General features: G+C 59.5%; 8 protein-coding genes and 4 pseudogenes. 7 read left to right on the forward strand and 5 right to left on the reverse strand.

Annotated features, from left to right (window positions below; translation table 11 throughout):
- Positions 1-8: 8 nt before the first annotated feature.
- Together P6U16_RS11680 and leuS are read right to left on the reverse strand one after the other, a co-directional pair.
- Positions 9-533 (reverse strand): hypothetical protein, encoded by a 525-nt coding sequence (locus tag P6U16_RS11680; RefSeq protein ID WP_277700740.1) that lies wholly within the window; start codon positions 531-533, stop codon positions 9-11.
- Positions 520-3,150, reverse strand: coding sequence for a leucine--tRNA ligase (gene leuS, locus P6U16_RS11685; protein WP_277700741.1), 2,631 nt, complete (start codon positions 3,148-3,150; stop codon positions 520-522). Before leuS ends, P6U16_RS11680 begins: the two co-directional genes overlap by 14 nt.
- Before the next feature lie 226 nt (positions 3,151-3,376).
- On the opposite strand from leuS, the gene P6U16_RS11690 reads away from it, so the two are divergent.
- Both P6U16_RS11690 and P6U16_RS11695 read left to right on the forward strand, forming a co-directional pair.
- Positions 3,377-4,036 (forward strand): YggS family pyridoxal phosphate-dependent enzyme, encoded by a 660-nt coding sequence (locus P6U16_RS11690; protein WP_277700742.1) that lies wholly within the window; start codon positions 3,377-3,379, stop codon positions 4,034-4,036.
- Positions 4,037-4,156: 120 nt separating this feature from the next.
- Positions 4,157-6,077, forward strand: a pseudogene (locus P6U16_RS11695) (propionyl-CoA synthetase).
- A gap of 104 nt (positions 6,078-6,181) precedes the next feature.
- Here the strand turns inward: P6U16_RS11695 and P6U16_RS11700 are convergent.
- Positions 6,182-6,877: a DUF1013 domain-containing protein gene (locus P6U16_RS11700; protein ID WP_277700743.1), complete on the reverse strand. Its 696-nt coding sequence runs from the start codon at positions 6,875-6,877 to the stop codon at positions 6,182-6,184.
- Between the two features lie 234 nt (positions 6,878-7,111).
- Between P6U16_RS11700 and acs the strand changes: the two genes are divergently transcribed.
- A complete protein-coding gene (gene acs, locus P6U16_RS11705; RefSeq protein WP_277700744.1) occupies positions 7,112-9,064 on the forward strand; it encodes an acetate--CoA ligase in 1,953 nt (650 codons plus the stop codon).
- A gap of 260 nt (positions 9,065-9,324) precedes the next feature.
- Here acs and P6U16_RS11710 read toward each other — a convergent pair whose 3' ends face one another.
- Both P6U16_RS11710 and P6U16_RS11715 read right to left on the reverse strand, forming a co-directional pair.
- On the reverse strand, positions 9,325-9,798 hold the full coding sequence (locus P6U16_RS11710; RefSeq protein ID WP_277700745.1) for a thermonuclease family protein: 474 nt from the start codon (positions 9,796-9,798) through the stop codon (positions 9,325-9,327).
- A 49-nt stretch (positions 9,799-9,847) separates the two neighbouring features.
- Positions 9,848-10,102 (reverse strand): annotated as a pseudogene (locus P6U16_RS11715) (DUF1674 domain-containing protein).
- A 67-nt stretch (positions 10,103-10,169) separates the two neighbouring features.
- On the opposite strand from P6U16_RS11715, the gene htpX reads away from it, so the two are divergent.
- The 4 genes and pseudogenes from htpX (at position 10,170) to purH (ending at position 16,189) form a co-directional block, all read left to right on the forward strand.
- Positions 10,170-11,129 carry a zinc metalloprotease HtpX gene (gene htpX / locus P6U16_RS11720; RefSeq protein WP_277700746.1) on the forward strand — a complete coding sequence of 320 codons (960 nt, stop codon included), beginning with the start codon at positions 10,170-10,172 and terminating at the stop codon, positions 11,127-11,129.
- Positions 11,126-12,540: pseudogene (locus tag P6U16_RS11725) on the forward strand (RsmB/NOP family class I SAM-dependent RNA methyltransferase). The gene htpX and the pseudogene P6U16_RS11725 overlap by 4 nt, the downstream one beginning before the upstream one ends.
- 227 nt (positions 12,541-12,767) lie before the next feature.
- A pseudogene (locus P6U16_RS11730) lies at positions 12,768-14,452 on the forward strand (heparinase II/III family protein).
- Between the two features lie 126 nt (positions 14,453-14,578).
- Positions 14,579-16,189, forward strand: coding sequence for a bifunctional phosphoribosylaminoimidazolecarboxamide formyltransferase/IMP cyclohydrolase (purH, locus tag P6U16_RS11735; protein ID WP_277700747.1), 1,611 nt, complete (start codon positions 14,579-14,581; stop codon positions 16,187-16,189).
- Positions 16,190-16,191 lie beyond the last annotated feature (2 nt).

The following is a 16,191-nucleotide window of genomic DNA, read 5'->3' on the forward strand; positions in this document are numbered from 1 at the left end:
TCGTCCGTTCAGCGACCGAGTGCAGAAGCGATATCGGCTCTTATGACTTCCGCCAGTTCACGCGCAGCACGGTTTTCACCGTCCCGGATGGCGCGCAGCTTGGCAAATTCCTGGACCGGGAAATCGACCAGAGCAACCGCGGAGCGGTTACCGGACTTGACCGTTTCACCGGTATCAGCGCGAGACAGGTTGAAGTCGGCCTGGACAAGGATGCGACCTGCGCCCGCAGTGTCGGACGCCTGATCATAAAGCACGCCTTTCACCTGACTGGTCACGTTCAGTGCCAGTCGATATTCCGGGTTCGCCGGCTCCCCGGCACCACCGGAGGTCAGGAAGATCAGGCTGTTGCGCACTTCCTGTTCGACGCGGTCGTCTGCATCGGAAATCTCGATGGAAGCGAGCTTTCCCGCCGTCTGCGTGCTGATCGCATAGAGCGGCTTGACCTGACAACCCGAAACAGCGCCAAGGCCAAGAGAGAGCCCGCAGACAGCAAGAAGCCGAAGGCTTCGAGCGGACATATCAAACAACGACATTGACGATCCTCTGCGGCACGACGATGATTTTCTTCGGGTTCTGGCCGTTCAGTGCGGTCTTTACCGCATCAATCGCCAGCACCGCACTTTCAATGGCAGTCTGATCCGCATCGCGCGCGATTGTCAAATCGGCGCGCTTCTTGCCGTTGATTTGCACAGGCAGCGTGATCTCGTTTTCCGCGACGAGCGCTTCCTCGAAAACGGGCCAATCACGCTGGGCGATGAGGCCGGTTCCACCGATCTCCACCCAGCATTGCTCAGCCAGATGGGGCATCATCGGTGCCATCAGGCTGATCAGGATCGACGTCGCGTCCTTGACAGCAGCGATGGTTTCCGGGCTCGCCTTGCCTTCCGCAACGAGAGTCAACGGCGCTGCCAGGGCATTCACGAGCTCGTAGAGACGGGCGACAGCCTTGTTGAAGGCCAGTTTGTCGTAATCCGCCTGCACGGCTTTCAATGTCTTGTGCGCCAGCTGTGAAATCGGCAGGGCGTCGCCATCTTTCGCCGGCGAAGCATCGCTTGCCTCGAGGAAAGACGAAGCTTCTGAAATCAGTCGCCAGATGCGCTGCACGAAGCGATGTGAGCCTTCGACGCCTGCTTCCGACCAGATGACGTCCCGATCCGGCGGCGAATCCGAAAGAACGAAGAAGCGGGCAGTATCCGCGCCATAGGACGCGATGATATCGTCGGGATCGACGACATTCTTTTTCGACTTCGACATCTTCTCGATGGAGCCAATTGTGACTGGATCGCCCGTTTCGATCAATGTTGCTTGCCGCTTGCCATCGTTCTCGACGATGATGATCTCGGCCGGCGTAATCCACTCCCGCTGCGCACCCTCGCCGCGGCTGTAGGTTTCATGGACGACCATACCCTGCGTGAACAGGCCCTTGAATGGCTCGTCCAGCGCGACGTGGCCGACGGCCTTCATTGCGCGGGTGAAGAAGCGGGAATAGAGCAGGTGCAGGATCGCATGCTCGATACCGCCGATATACTGGTCCACCGGCAGCCAGTGGCTGGCAACCTTGGGATCCGTCGGGTTGTTTTCCCAGGGCGCGGTGAAACGCGCGAAGTACCAGGACGAATCCACGAAGGTGTCCATCGTGTCCGTCTCGCGCCGCGCATCCTTGCTACACTGCGGGCAGGCAACATGGCGCCAAGTCGGATGACGGTCGAGCGGATTACCCGGCTTGTCGAAGGTTACATCCTCCGGCAGTTTCACCGGTAGATCGGCTTTTGGCACCGGAACGACACCGCAAACCTCACAATGGATGACCGGGATCGGGCAGCCCCAATAGCGCTGGCGCGAAATGCCCCAGTCCCGCAGGCGGAAATTCACCTTGCGCTCGGCTTGCGGCGCGCCGGCGATCATCGTCTGTTCGAGCTTTTCGGCGACACGTTCGAAGGCGTCTTCGATCGCCAGACCGTCCAGGAAGCGTGAATTGATCATCACACCGTCGCCGACATAGGCCTCGTCGTCAACGCTGAAGGTTGCGGCATCGCCATCCCCAGGCATGACGACCGGAACGACCGGAAGATCATATTTGCGGGCGAAATCGAGGTCGCGCTGGTCTCCGGACGGGCAGCCAAAGATGGCGCCCGTGCCATAGTCCATCAACACGAAGTTGGCGACATAGACCGGCAGTTCCCAGGAGGGATCGAGCGGATGCCGAACACGGATTCCGGTGTCGATGCCTTTCTTCTCTGCCGTTTCGAGTGCTGCCAGCGATGTACCGGCACGGCGGCATTCGTCGCAGAAGGCGTCGATCTCGGTACTGCTTTCGGCTGCCTTTTTTGCCAGCGGATGGTCTGCAGCAATCGCAATGAAGGATGCGCCAAACAGCGTGTCCGCCCGCGTCGTGTAAACCGTTACTTCGGTGGCGTCGCCGGCACCGGTCTCGGGCACGATTTCCCAGCGGATCGACAGACCTTCAGAGCGCCCGATCCAGTTCTTCTGCATCAGCCGGACTTTTTCCGGCCAATGCGAGAGCGTATCAAGCGAATCCAGAAGATCCTGGCTGAAATCGGTGATGCGGAAGAACCACTGCGTCAGTTCGCGCTGTTCTACCAGGGCACCCGAGCGCCAGCCGCGGCCGTCGATCACCTGCTCGTTGGCAAGGACCGTGTTGTCGATCGGGTCCCAATTGACCTTGGACTGCTTGCGGTAGACCAGGCCCTTATCGAGGAAGTCCAGGAACAGATGCTGCTGGCGCTGGTAGTATTCGACGTCGCAGGTGGCGAATTCGCGCGACCAGTCCAAAGACAGGCCCATCACCTTCAGCTGTGCTTTCATCGACGCGATGTTCTGGTAGGTCCAGGCAGCCGGGTGCACACCGCGCTCCATGGCGGCGTTTTCGGCCGGCATGCCGAAAGCGTCCCAGCCCATTGGGTGCAGCACATTGTAGCCGCGGGCGCGCTTGTAGCGGGCAACGACATCGCCCATCGCATAGTTGCGAACATGGCCCATATGGATGCGGCCGGACGGATAGGGAAACATCTCAAGCACGTAGTATTTTTCGCGCGGGTCTTCGTTGTCCGTCTCGAAGACCTTGTTGTTGTCCCATTCCTGCTGCCAACGTGGCTCGGCATCACGCGGGTTATAACGTTCGGTGGCCATTTGTTTGGTGTTCCGGAAATTTGTACGGGAAATTATCCCGTGATCTTGGGACTGTATATTTGGGGCTGACCTTCACCATGAAACAGCCGTAGCGTCAAGTTTTTGAAGGATTTTGCGGCGAAACTTTGCGGCTGACGCCTCTTGCCCCCAAGTTCTGCTTGGCAGCCCGTCCTACATCCAATAATCGATCGGGTATAGCACGGCAGAAGCGCACCGGGGTACAGGCATGGATGTAGAAGCACGTTTGAGCGATGTCGTGAGCCGGATCCACGATAGCGAGCGGAGCGCCGGCCGACCGCTTGGTTCAGCCCAACTCGTCGCCGTTTCCAAAACCTTTGAGGCCGATGCCATTCGACCTGTCATCAGTGGCGGGCAGCGTGTTTTCGGGGAAAACCGAGTCCAGGAGGCCCAGTCGAAGTGGCCTCTGCTGAAAGCAGAGACGTCGGATATCGAGCTTCACCTGATCGGTCCGCTGCAATCCAACAAGGCAGCCGATGCCGTGGCCCTTTTCGATGTCATCGAAACAATCGACCGCGAAAAGATCGCCCGCTCTGTGGCTGACGAGATTCGCCGGCAAGGTAGGCCCATCCGCGTCTATGTGCAGGTGAACACCGGGCTTGAGCTGCAGAAGGCGGGTATCGCACCGGATGATACTGAAGCCTTCGTGACACTCTGCCGCGAACAGATCGGCCTCGAAATCGAAGGGCTCATGTGTATTCCGCCGGCCGACGAAAATCCGGGACCGCATTTTGCCCTGTTGGCCACGCTTGCCGAGCGCTGCAAGCTTGAAAAACTATCCATGGGCATGTCCGGCGATTTCGAGGCTGCGATACAGTTTGGTGCGACCAGCGTGCGCGTCGGCTCGGCGATCTTCGGCATCCGCTGACCCTCAAGGCCTGCTGCTGCGCCCTAGCTCTTTCGTCGGGCTTCTCCGCGTCCACTTCCTCTTTTATTGTCTGTTTAGGAGGCCGACGTTGTCGGCGGGAGTTGACGGGAGGAAACGGCGATGGCGAACAGCTATTCGGCGGTCTATCAGGCATGGAATCAAGATCCACACGGCTTCTGGTCAGACGCCGCGCAGGTGGTTGATTGGTTTACCCCCTGCAAATGTGTTCGATCCGTCACAGGGCGTCTACGGGCGCTGGTTTGCAGGCGCCAAGACCAACAGCTGTTACAATTGCCTCGATCGCCATGTCCAGGCTGGGCGTGGCGATCAGGTCGCTCTGATCTATGACAGTCCGGTCACCGGCACGGTGGAGCACTGGGCCTATTCCCGGCTGCTGGAAGAGGTAAAGGCTCTTTCTGCTGTCTACCTCAGCTTGGGCGTCACCAAGGGCGACCGGATCATTCTCTATATGCCAATGGTGCCGCAGGCGATCGTGGCCATGCTGGCTGCGGCCCGTATAGGCGCCGTTCACTCCGTCGTCTTTGGCGGTTTTGCGGCAAGCGAACTGGCGACCCGGATCGATGATTGCACACCGCGCCTGATTGTGACGGCCAGTTGCGGTATAGAGACCGCCCGTATCATCGCCTACAAACCGTTGCTTGATGCAGCAATCGATATGGCCCATCATAAGCCGGACCATTGCCTTGTCTTCCAGCGTCCGCAATGCCAGGCCCAACTGCAGCCGGGCCGCGATCTCGATTTCATCGCAGAGATTGAGCGCGCAAAAGCTAAGGGTGCTGAAATACCCTGTGTTCCGATGGCGGCGACGGATCCGCTTTACATTCTTTACACGTCGGGAACGACAGGCCAACCAAAGGGCGTCGTTCGGGATACCGGCGGCCACATGGTGGCGCTGCAATGGTCGATGAAGCATTTCTATGGTGTCGGCCCCGGTGACGTCTTCTGGGCAGCGTCCGATATCGGCTGGGTCGTTGGCCATTCCTATATCGTCTACGGACCGCTGCTGAACGGCAGCACCACGATCCTCTATGAAGGCAAGCCTATCGGTACGCCGGATGCAGGTGCCTTCTGGCGTGTGATTGCGCAACACCGCGTCAGCGTTTTCTTCACGGCACCGACGGCGTTTCGCGCCATCCGGAAGGAAGATCCACAGGCAAGTCTGCTGGCAAGGCATGATCTGTCGAGCCTTCGCGCCTTGTTTCTTGCCGGCGAGCGCGCCGATCCGGATACGCTGGTCTGGGCGGAGACTGTTCTGAAGGTGCCTGTGATCGACCACTGGTGGCAGACGGAAACCGGCTGGCCGGTTGCCGGAAATCCGCTCGGCCTCGGCCTCCTGCCCGTCAAGCACGGCTCCGCGACGGTGCCCCTGCCCGGCTATGATGTGCAGATTCTCGACGATGCCGGTCATCCGGTATCGGCAGGCACGCTCGGCAATGTGGTAATCGGCCTGCCGCTTCCGCCCGGCTGCCTGCCGACGTTCTGGAATGCGGACGAACGCTTTCGGACCGGCTGCCTCGAGGAGTTTCCGGGTTTTTACAAGACGGCGGATGCCGGCTATATCGACGAGGACGGCTATATCTTCATCATGGCGCGCACCGACGATATCATCAATGTCGCGGGCCACCGGCTGTCGACGGGTTCAATGGAAGAAATCTGCGCCAGCCATCCGGATGTGGCCGAATGTGCTGTGATCGGTATTTATGACGCGATCAAGGGCCAGGTACCCGCCGGTTTCCTGGTGCTCAATGCCAATGTTTCCCGTGAAACCATCGAGATCGAACGGGAAGTCGTGGCTCTCGTGCGTGACCGCATCGGTCCCGTCGCCGCGTTTAAAACGGTCATGTGCATCAAGCGTCTGCCGAAAACGCGGTCCGGCAAGGTCCTGCGCGGCACCATGCAAAAGATTGCTGATAGCCTCGAGTGGAAAATGCCGGCAACCATCGACGACCCCGTCATTCTGGAAGAGATCGGGACGGTGCTGCGGGCGCGCGGTTTTGGCCGCCAACCGCATCCGGCTTGATACGCTCTGCATCAGCCTGCACAAAGTTACGAGAAAAACGCGCATGAAAAACCCGGGGCAGTTCATCACTGGCCCGGGTTCTTGTTTCGGTTTGTCGACGTCGATCAATAATCGTCGTCTTCGTCCTTGCGGTCGGATTTAAGCGACTTGAGCTTGGCGAAAACCGCATCCGCATCGATTTCCTTCTCTTCCTCGCGCTCGTAGCTGAAAGGAAGTTTTTCCGTCTCGCGGGATGCTTCCAGCGTCGCGCCGAGTTCGGCAGCTGTCGGCAGCGGGCGGCCCTTGGCGGCGCGTTCGACTTCGAGGTCGAGGTCGATCTGCGTGCAGAGACCCAGCGTTACCGGATCCATCGGCGTCAGGTTGGTCGAATTCCAGTGGGTGCGCTCGCGGATCTGCTCGATCGTCGACTTGGTCGTGCCGACGAGACGCGAGATCTGGGCGTCCTTGAGTTCCGAATGGTTGCGCACCAGCCAGAGAATGGCATTCGGGCGATCCTGGCGCTTGGAGACCGGCGTGTAGCGCGGGCCTTTGCGCTTGGAATCGGGAACGCGAACCTTCGGTTCGGAAAGTTTCAGCTTGTGGTTCGGGTTGGCTTCGGCGCGGGCGATCTCATCGCGCGACAGCTGGCCGGTGCCGATAGGGTCGAGGCCCTTGATGCCCGTAGAGGCTTCGCCATCGGCGATTGCCTTCACTTCCAGCGGATGCAGCTTGCAGAACGTGGCGATCTGTTCGAACGACAGAGCGGTGTTGTCAACAAGCCATACGGCCGTCGCTTTGGGCATAAGCAGTTGTTGAGCCATGGATATAGTCCTTCTGTCCGTCCGCGCCGGTGTCGCGGGCCGTGGGGTGTAACCACTCAATTTCCGGGAAATTAGCGCCTCTATACCTGCGTCGTCGCAGAAATGCAATTCTTCTCCGACAAATGACCTTTTGTCTAATGGACGCCGTGTTTTGACCTGATATGTATTGCCACCGAAGAGGCCGTGCACGGGGAGTTGTGCCGTCCCGACAGCCTGCGCAGGGAGGAAATCGTCATGTCTGCCAAAACCTATCCGGTCCTGAAAGCCGCGAAAAACCGTACTCTGATCGATAGCGAAACCTACCAGCGATGGTATCGCGAAAGCATCGAGAACCCGGATCGTTTCTGGGACAAACACGGCATGCGGATCGACTGGTTCAAGCCCTATACGAAAGTGAAAAACACATCCTTCCATGGCCGCGTGTCCATCAAATGGTTCGAAGACGGCCTGACCAACGTTTCCTACAATTGCATCGACCGGCACCTGAAGGCCCGGGGCGACCAGGTTGCTATCATCTGGGAAGGCGACAACCCTTATATCGACAAGAAGATCACCTATAACGAACTTCATGAGCAGGTTTGCCGGCTCGCCAATGTGATGAAGAAACACGGCGTCAAGAAGGGCGACCGCGTCACCATCTACATGCCGATGATCCCCGAGGCGAGCTATGCGATGCTTGCCTGTTCGCGTATTGGCGCCGTGCATTCCGTGGTCTTCGGTGGCTTTTCTCCGGACGCGCTGGCCGGCCGTATCGTCGACTGCGAATCCACCTTCGTCATTACCTGCGACGAGGGCGTGCGCGGCGGAAAGCCCATTCCGCTCAAGGAAAATACCGATACGGCCATTGATATCGCCGCCAAGAACCATGTCATCGTCAACAAGGTCCTGGTCGTACGCCGCACTGGCGGCAAGACCGCCTGGGCGCCCGGCCGCGATCTCTGGTATCATCAGGAAATGGTCAGCGTGCCGCGCGATTGCCCGCCGGCCAAGATGAAGGCGGAAGACCCGCTGTTCATTCTTTATACGTCCGGATCAACCGGCAAGCCGAAAGGCGTTCTGCATACGACAGGCGGCTATCTCGTCTATGCGTCGATGACCCACCAATATGTCTTCGACTATCGAGACGGCGATATCTACTGGTGCACCGCGGATGTGGGCTGGGTGACCGGTCATTCCTATATCGTCTACGGCCCGCTGGCCAATGGTGCGACGACACTGATGTTCGAAGGCGTACCCAATTTTCCGGACCAGGGACGGTTTTGGGAAGTGATCGACAAGCACAAGGTCAATATCTTCTACACGGCGCCGACGGCGCTGCGCTCGCTTATGGGTGCAGGCGACAGTTTTGTGCAACGCTCGTCTCGGGCGTCACTGCGTCTGCTCGGCTCGGTCGGCGAGCCGATCAACCCGGAAGCCTGGGAATGGTACTACAACATTGTCGGCGAACAGCGCTGCCCGATCGTCGATACATGGTGGCAGACCGAGACCGGAGGTATTCTGATTACGCCGCTGCCAGGGGCGACCGACCTGAAGCCCGGTTCGGCAACGCGGCCTTTCTTCGGCGTGAAGCCACAGCTGGTGGACAATGAGGGCGCGGTGCTCGAGGGTGCTGCCGATGGCAATCTCTGCATCATCGACAGCTGGCCTGGCCAGATGCGCACCATCTATGGTGACCATGCCCGCTTTGCCCAGACCTATTTCTCGACCTACAAGGGCAAATATTTCACCGGTGACGGCTGCCGCCGCGATGAGGACGGCTATTATTGGATCACCGGTCGCGTCGATGACGTGCTCAACGTATCCGGACATCGTCTGGGGACAGCGGAGGTGGAATCCGCGCTGGTTTCGCATCATCTCGTATCGGAAGCAGCTGTTGTCGGCTATCCGCATCACCTCAAGGGCCAGGGCATATACTGCTATGTGTCCCTCATGGCCGGTGAGGAAGGAAACGACGCTTTGCGTCAGGATTTGGTCAAGCATGTCCGCAAGGAAATCGGACCGATTGCTGCGCCGGACAAGATTCAGTTTGCTCCAGGGCTGCCGAAGACCCGCTCAGGCAAGATCATGCGCCGTATTCTGCGCAAGATCGCTGAAGATGACTTTGCCTCACTCGGCGATACATCAACGCTTGCCGACCCAGCCGTCGTCGATGAACTGATCGAGAACCGGCAGAACAAGAAGGGTTGATTGGTCAGACTCGATACCGATCAAAGTCTTGGGTCTTTCGAAGCGGTTAACAAGCGCGCGGAAGACCCAAGCTTTGTTATAGGTTCCTGTGGCGTTGCCGGCCGAAGTTATGGACGATAAGGCGCTTGCCCCATGGCCGTCATGGCTGGAAGCGGTGCGGAAATTGAGATTGCAATTGCCGCCTAACCAATCGGAACGTTGCTTTTGTAAAGATCGGAGCGGAGGCGGTCACCTTGTTATGCTTTGTGCTCAACGAGGCTTTACCAGAACGAACACGTCTCCGCTTTCTTGCGCCCACCGCCATACTCCCTGACATAACCCGCCGAAAGCAGTTCCTGAGCCGGATTCCGTCCATCGGTCAACGCGACGTCGGCCAGCACCCGGCCGAAATATTTGTCGCCTGAAATATGCAGCAGTTGAATTTCGGTTTGTTCGCCGGCCATGGCCGCAAGTGCCGCTTGGGCTTGCTCTCCGGCTACCCGCGTCGATGCGCAATCCGACTTCATTTCCGGTGCGTCGATGCCGCGTAGCCGGACATAGACTTCCATGGTTTGCTGCGGCCAGGGTTTCGCCGCCACCAGCAGGGTGTCGCCATCGATGACCCGAATGATTTGTGCACGCACTGGTCCATCAACAATCGCGGTTCTGTCATAGGCCTGCGCCGGCACGCCGATAAAGAGGCTGCAAAGCGCAGGCACAAGAGGATTGAAGCTAAGACGGGCGATCGATTCCATTTAAGGAATATATTCCGGTTTTTTGTCAAAAGCAACAGGAATTATTTCCTCAGAAGTCAATGGCGCGGCCATTGACCTCCCAGTCGCCAAAGCGTGCCGGATCTGCCCCACCCCGCCCCCGTGCTCAATGGGTGGCGGGGTGGCGTGCTGAAGCTTGCGGCGCTGTTCAGCCTCCTGCAATGCGCGTTGCGCTGCCGGGGACAGCACCTTTTCCGGGGGCAATGGCTGGTTATCGTTGTCGTTCTGCATGGAAAGCTCAAATTTCCGGGAAAATGTTGAAGAATGGCTTGGCTACCCCCATCATATAGAAACCTTCCGGTTAAACGGAAGCAATGATTCACGTGAAACCAAATGTCGTCTGGGAGAATTCTATGAATCTCGTTCGCACCGCCATGCTACTGGCGTTCATGACTGCTCTGTTCATGGCCGTCGGTTTTGTCATTGGCGGCAGGGGCGGCATGATGATCGCGCTTGTAATCGCAGCCGGCATGAATTTCTTCTCCTATTGGAATTCGGACAAGATGGTACTGCGCATGTACAATGCGCAGGAAGTGGACGAGCGCTCGGCACCTGAATATTACGGCATCGTCCGCGAACTTGCGAAAAATGCCGGTCTGCCTATGCCGCGCGTCTTCGTGATCGACAACCCGCAGCCCAACGCTTTTGCAACCGGGCGCAATCCGGAAAACGCCGCCGTTGCGGCCTCCACCGGACTTCTCCACGCGCTGACTTATGACGAGGTCGCTGGCGTCATGGCGCACGAACTCGCCCATGTGCAGAACCGCGATACGCTGACCATGACGCTGACGGCCACGCTTGCGGGTGCGATTTCTATGCTCGGCAATTTTGCCTTTTTCTTTGGCGGCAATCGGGAAAACAACAATCCGCTCGGCTTTATCGGCACGATTGTTGCGATGATCGTCGCACCGCTTGCCGCCATGCTGGTACAGATGGCCATCAGCCGTACGCGCGAATATTCGGCTGATCATCGCGGCGCCGAGATTTGCGGCAATCCATTGGCGCTGGCCTCCGCCCTGTCGAAAATTGCCGGTGCCTCGCATCAGATTCCCAACGACGAGGCCGAGCGCAATCCAGCCACGGCCCATATGTTCATCATCAATCCGCTTTCCGGCGAGCGTATGGACAATCTGTTTTCCACGCACCCCGCTACCGAAAACCGCATCGCGGCGCTGCAGGAATTGGCCCGCGAGATGCAAGCGGTCTCGACGCCACCGGTCAGGGCTGATAATCCCGTGCGCAAATCGCGCTCCGTTCCATCAACCGGCTGGGGTCGCGGTGGTTCCGAACCACCGAAAGGTCCCTGGTCTTGACGTCTGACGAAAACAAAAACGATTCCTATCCGAAACGAAATCGTAAACCCACGCGATCCGCTGCCCCCGCGAAACAGGCGGCTATGAACATAGTGACAAGCCTGGACTAAAAGCGCGGCAGGCCGCAGCCAAAATGCTGGCTGCTGTTGTCGATCGCAAGACGTCACTTGATGGTATGCTGGATGCGGAAAACGGCAATCCGGTCTATCGTGAGCTCAACGACGCCGACCGTGCCCTCGTCCGAGCCATTTTGAATTCTGCCCTGCGCCAGCTGCCTCGTATCGAGGCGATGATCGGCTCGTTGCTGCAAACGCCGCTGCCGGAAGGTGCCCGCGCGCTTGATCATGTGCTGGCGGTTGCCGCGGCGCAGATCCTCTACCTCGATATTCCCGATCATTCCGCCGTCGATCTCGCTGTCGAGCAAGCCCAGACCGACCCGCGCAATCGGCGTTTCGCCAGTCTCGTCAATGCGGTGCTGCGCCGTCTGTCGCGAGAGAAGGACGCCTTGCTCGCAGGCATCGGCCAGAGCATTCCGGCCATTCCGTCCTGGTTCCATCAGCGCCTCGTCCAGTTCTACGGTGCCGATCATGCCAACCGGATCGCCGAGGCGCTTCTCACGCCTGCGGCGATTGATCTGACCGTCAAATCGAATGCGGCCGGCTGGGCGGAGCGGCTCAATGGGCGTGTGCTGCCGACAGGGTCTGTGCGCCTTGCGAGTTTCTCCGGCGGCGTGCCGTCTCTCGACGGTTTTGCCGAGGGCGAATGGTGGGTTCAAGACGCCGCGGCGGCTCTCCCGGCGCAGTTGTTCGGAGTTTTGGACGGCAAGCGTGTCGTCGATCTCTGTGCTGCCCCGGGCGGCAAGACGGCGCAGCTTATCCTCGCCGGCGCTAAGGTCACGGCGCTCGATCAGTCGTCCAGCCGCCTGAAGCGCCTGAAGGGCAATCTCGCACGTCTCGGGCTGGATGCGGCGACGCAGGAGATCAATATGGCGGATTTCCAGACGGAATCGCTTTTTGATGCGGCTCTGCTCGATGCGCCCTGCTCTTCGACCGGCACGATCCGCCGCCATCCCGATGTCCTCTGGACCAAGGGCTTGGCGGATATCGAAAAGCTGGCTTTGCTCCAGGAAAAGCTGCTGCGCCACGCGTTGACACTGGTGAAACCGGACGGCCTTGTCGTGTTTTCCAACTGCTCGCTCGATCCTCGCGAAGGGGAAGAGGTCACCAAGCGTGTGCTGGCCGATGGCGGCTGCGAGCGGGTGCCTGTCGATCCGGCGCAGTGGCCAAGCCTGGAAGACGCCATCAACCCGGTCGGCGAGTTCCGTACGACACCGGCGATGATACCGGCAACGGAGGATTTTTCGGGCGGACTTGACGGGTTTTATGCCGTGGTCCTGCGGCGGAAAGCCTGAGCACACACCGTCATTAACCAAAATTGGCAGTTGGGTGTTTCCGCGGCTGACTGCACGTCAATTGACGTGCGCCTCGCCTTCTGCCACTCAATAGGGGTGCGATCCATAAAAGTTTAATGACTTTTCTGGCACCATGGTGTTTCAAGCGGCATCACGGGCGGTTCGGAATCCAAATTCCGCACCGTTCGAAAGAGGTCGTTCCGGGAGTGGGGGACACACGGGCGTCGATGCAGTTTTCTGACAGGCAAAGGCTTCTCTATCTGTATCTGCGTGAGGGCTGGCGCCGTTTCTCGCATCGGCTTGCCTTGGGTCGAAATACCGCCTTTCGTTTTGCCGGCTCCACACCCGATCGCCTGATCGTCGCGCCGACTGACCTGCGTGCTGTCGATCCCTTTGTCGCGCAGGAAATCATTGATGGCCGCTTCCCGCTGGCTGGCCGCGTGCTGGACACCGAGGGCGAATCGCCGTTTGAGTTGGACCTCCCCTCGCGCGAGTTTGGGGTCCGGCTGCATTCCTTCGGCTGGCTGCGCCATATGCGCTCGATCAAGGAAGACGAAGCTTTTACCCGGATTCGCCAGCTGCTCAATGAGTGGATCGCCAGCCACGGTCGCGTCATTGGCGGCCTCCCTGGGAGGCCGACATCATCGCTCAGCGGTTGATCGCGTGGATGTCCCATTCGCCAATCATTCTGCGCAATGCCGAGCACGCCTTCTACCGCCGGTTTTTGAAAAGCCTTGCCTTCCAATTGCGCTATCTCAAGCATGTGGCAGACACCACGGATGAAGGCGAGGCACGCCTGCGCGTCCGCATCGCGCTTGCCATGGCCTCCGTCTCGATGCCGGCTTCGGCGTCTTCCATCCGCAAGGCCGCACGCAATCTGGATGATGAACTGGATCGGCAGATTCTGGCCGATGGCGGCCATTGCTCGCGCAATCCGCGGCTGGGGCTTGAGTTGCTGCTGGATCTGCTGCCGCTACGCCAGACTTATGTCAATCTCGGGCATGACGTACCGACACGGCTCATTCCCTGCATCGACCGGATGTATCCGGCGTTGCGCTTCTTTCGTCACCAGGGCGGCGAACTGGCGCTGTTCAACGGCGCGACCTCGACGCTTGCCAACGAGTTGATGTCCGTGCTGCGCTACGACGAGACCGCCGGCGCGCCGTTCAAGGCACTGCCGCATATCGGTTATCAACGCCTGGCGGCAGGCAGTGCGATCGTTATCGTCGATACGGGGACGCCGCTTTCTGTGGCCCTGTCGCGCAATGCCCATGCCGGATGCCTGTCCTTCGAGATGTCGTCCGGGCGCTATAGGTTCATTATCAATTCCGGTTCGCCGAAATTTGCCGGCGAACGATTCCGCCAGATGGCGCGCATGACGGCGGCCCATTCGACGGTCACCCTCAATGATCGCTCATCCTGCCGGCTGTCGCAGTCGCGTTTCCTTGGGCCGATCGTGACGGGCGGTGTCTCCAAGGTCACGGTACGCCGGACCGAGGAAAGCGGGCACCCGGAATCCATCGTCGCCACGCATGATGGATATGCCGAAGCCTTTGGTCTGATGCACGAGCGCGACATTGGCATCAACGCTCAGGGAACGACGGTGCGCGGCCGCGACCGCCTGTCTCAGCCGGACGGACAGGAACCGGCGCAGACCAATACGGCTATTGCCGTTGCCAGGTTTCATATCCACCCGGCGATAACGATGCGCAAGAACAATGCCCATGAAGTGTTCCTCACGGCGCCGGATGGCGAGACCTGGCTGTTTTCCTGCCGTGACGCCGAAGTTGAGATTGAAGAGGACGTATTTTTTGCCGATCCGTCCGGTGTGCGCAAATCCTCCCAGGTGACGATCACTTTCGCCGCCGCCAGCCAGCCGGAAATCCAGTGGATTCTGTCGCGCGAAGCCTGACGGGCGCTGTTTGCCGTGGTTTGCTGTTTTCGTCGGTTCCTTCCCGGGGAAAGCTGTGCTAACGGCTGCCTCAATCTGCCGGGCCCTTCCTCCCATCGCCCGGCGTTGCCCAAGGAGCTAGGCAAGATGGCTGTTTCCTCCAAGAAAATTCCCGCCCCCGATCAGGTGAAGATCGTAACGGCCCTTCTGTCCGTTTCAGACAAGACCGGCATTGTCGAGCTTGCCCGCGCCCTTCATGAAAAGGGTGTGCATCTTGTATCGACTGGCGGCACCCACAAGACGCTGTCGGAGGCCGGCCTGCTGGTTCGCGATGTGTCGGAATTGACCGGTTTTCCCGAAGTGATGGACGGCCGCGTAAAGACCCTACATCCTGGTGTGCATGGCGGCCTGCTCGCCATTCGCGACGATGCCGATCATGTTGCTGCGATGAAGGAACACGGCATTACCGGCATCGATCTCGCCGTTATCAATCTCTATCCGTTTGAAGACGTCCGCGCCAAGGGCGGCGATTATCCGACGACGGTTGAAAACATCGATATCGGCGGTCCGGCCATGATCCGTGCATCGGCCAAGAACCATGCCTATGTGACGATCGTCACCGACCCGTCCGACTATGCAGCACTCCTGGAAGAGCTTCAATTCGGCTCGACGACGCTGGCGTTCCGCCAGAAGATGGCGGCCAAGGCCTATGCCCGCACGGCCGCCTACGACACGGCGATTTCCGGCTGGTTTGCCGAAGTGCTGGAGACCCCGATGCCGCGCCACCGCACGATCGGCGGCGTTCTCAAGGAAGAGATGCGCTACGGCGAAAACCCGCATCAGAAGGCTGCTTTCTACGTGACCGGCGAGAACCGTCCGGGCGTGGCGACCGCGACCCTGCTGCAGGGCAAGCAGCTTTCCTACAACAACATCAATGATACGGATGCGGCGTTCGAACTGGTTGCCGAGTTTCTGCCGGAAAACGCGCCGGCTTGCGCCATCATCAAGCATGCAAACCCCTGTGGCGTCGCCACCGGCTCGACACTGCTCGAAGCCTATAACCGTGCGCTTGCCTGCGACTCGACCTCGGCCTTCGGCGGCATTATCGCGCTCAACAGCGAGCTGGATGGCGCAACAGCCGAGGAAATCGTCAAGCTGTTCACGGAAGTGATCATTGCGCCGTCAGTCACTGGGGCCGCCAAGGCGATCATTGCGAAGAAGCCGAACCTGCGCCTGCTCGTCACCGGCGCCCTGCCCGATCCCCGTGTTCCAGGCCTGACGGCAAAAACCGTTTCTGGCGGCCTGCTCGTTCAGACCCGTGACAATGGCATGGTCGAGGATCTTGAGTTGAAGGTCGTCACGAAACGCGCGCCGACGGCGCAGGAACTGGAGGACATGAAGTTTGCCTTCAAGGTCGCCAAGCACGTCAAATCCAATGCCGTGGTCTACGCCAAGGATGGCCAGACAGTCGGTATCGGCGCCGGGCAGATGAGCCGCGTTGATTCCGCGCGCATCGCCGGATTGAAGGCGGAAGAAGCAGCCAAGGTGCTTGGCCTTCCCGCCCCGCTGACCCATGGTTCCGCGGTCGCTTCCGAGGCCTTCCTGCCCTTCGCCGATGGTCTGCTGTCAATGATTGCGGCCGGAGCCACCTCCGTCATCCAGCCCGGCGGCTCGATGCGCGATGTGGAAGTGATCAAGGCGGCGGACGACGCCGGCATCGCCATGGTTTTCACCGGCATGCGCCACTTCCGTCATTGAGA

This window comes from Rhizobium sp. 32-5/1, from assembly GCF_029537235.1.
Taxonomy (GTDB): Bacteria; Pseudomonadota; Alphaproteobacteria; order Rhizobiales; family Rhizobiaceae; genus Pararhizobium.

What these genes read in the sequence shown, in the direction of transcription:
- P6U16_RS11680 (WP_277700740.1), bottom strand. Translation starts at nt 533, where the DNA reads ATGTCGTTGTTTGATATGTCCGCTCGAAGCCTTCGGCTTCTTGCTGTC.
- leuS (WP_277700741.1), bottom strand. Translation starts at nt 3,150, where the DNA reads ATGGCCACCGAACGTTATAACCCGCGTGATGCCGAGCCACGTTGGCAG.
- P6U16_RS11690 (WP_277700742.1), top strand. Translation starts at nt 3,377, where the DNA reads ATGGATGTAGAAGCACGTTTGAGCGATGTCGTGAGCCGGATCCACGAT.
- P6U16_RS11700 (WP_277700743.1), bottom strand. Translation starts at nt 6,877, where the DNA reads ATGGCTCAACAACTGCTTATGCCCAAAGCGACGGCCGTATGGCTTGTT.
- acs (WP_277700744.1), top strand. Translation starts at nt 7,112, where the DNA reads ATGTCTGCCAAAACCTATCCGGTCCTGAAAGCCGCGAAAAACCGTACT.
- P6U16_RS11710 (WP_277700745.1), bottom strand. Translation starts at nt 9,798, where the DNA reads ATGGAATCGATCGCCCGTCTTAGCTTCAATCCTCTTGTGCCTGCGCTT.
- htpX (WP_277700746.1), top strand. Translation starts at nt 10,170, where the DNA reads ATGAATCTCGTTCGCACCGCCATGCTACTGGCGTTCATGACTGCTCTG.
- purH (WP_277700747.1), top strand. Translation starts at nt 14,579, where the DNA reads ATGGCTGTTTCCTCCAAGAAAATTCCCGCCCCCGATCAGGTGAAGATC.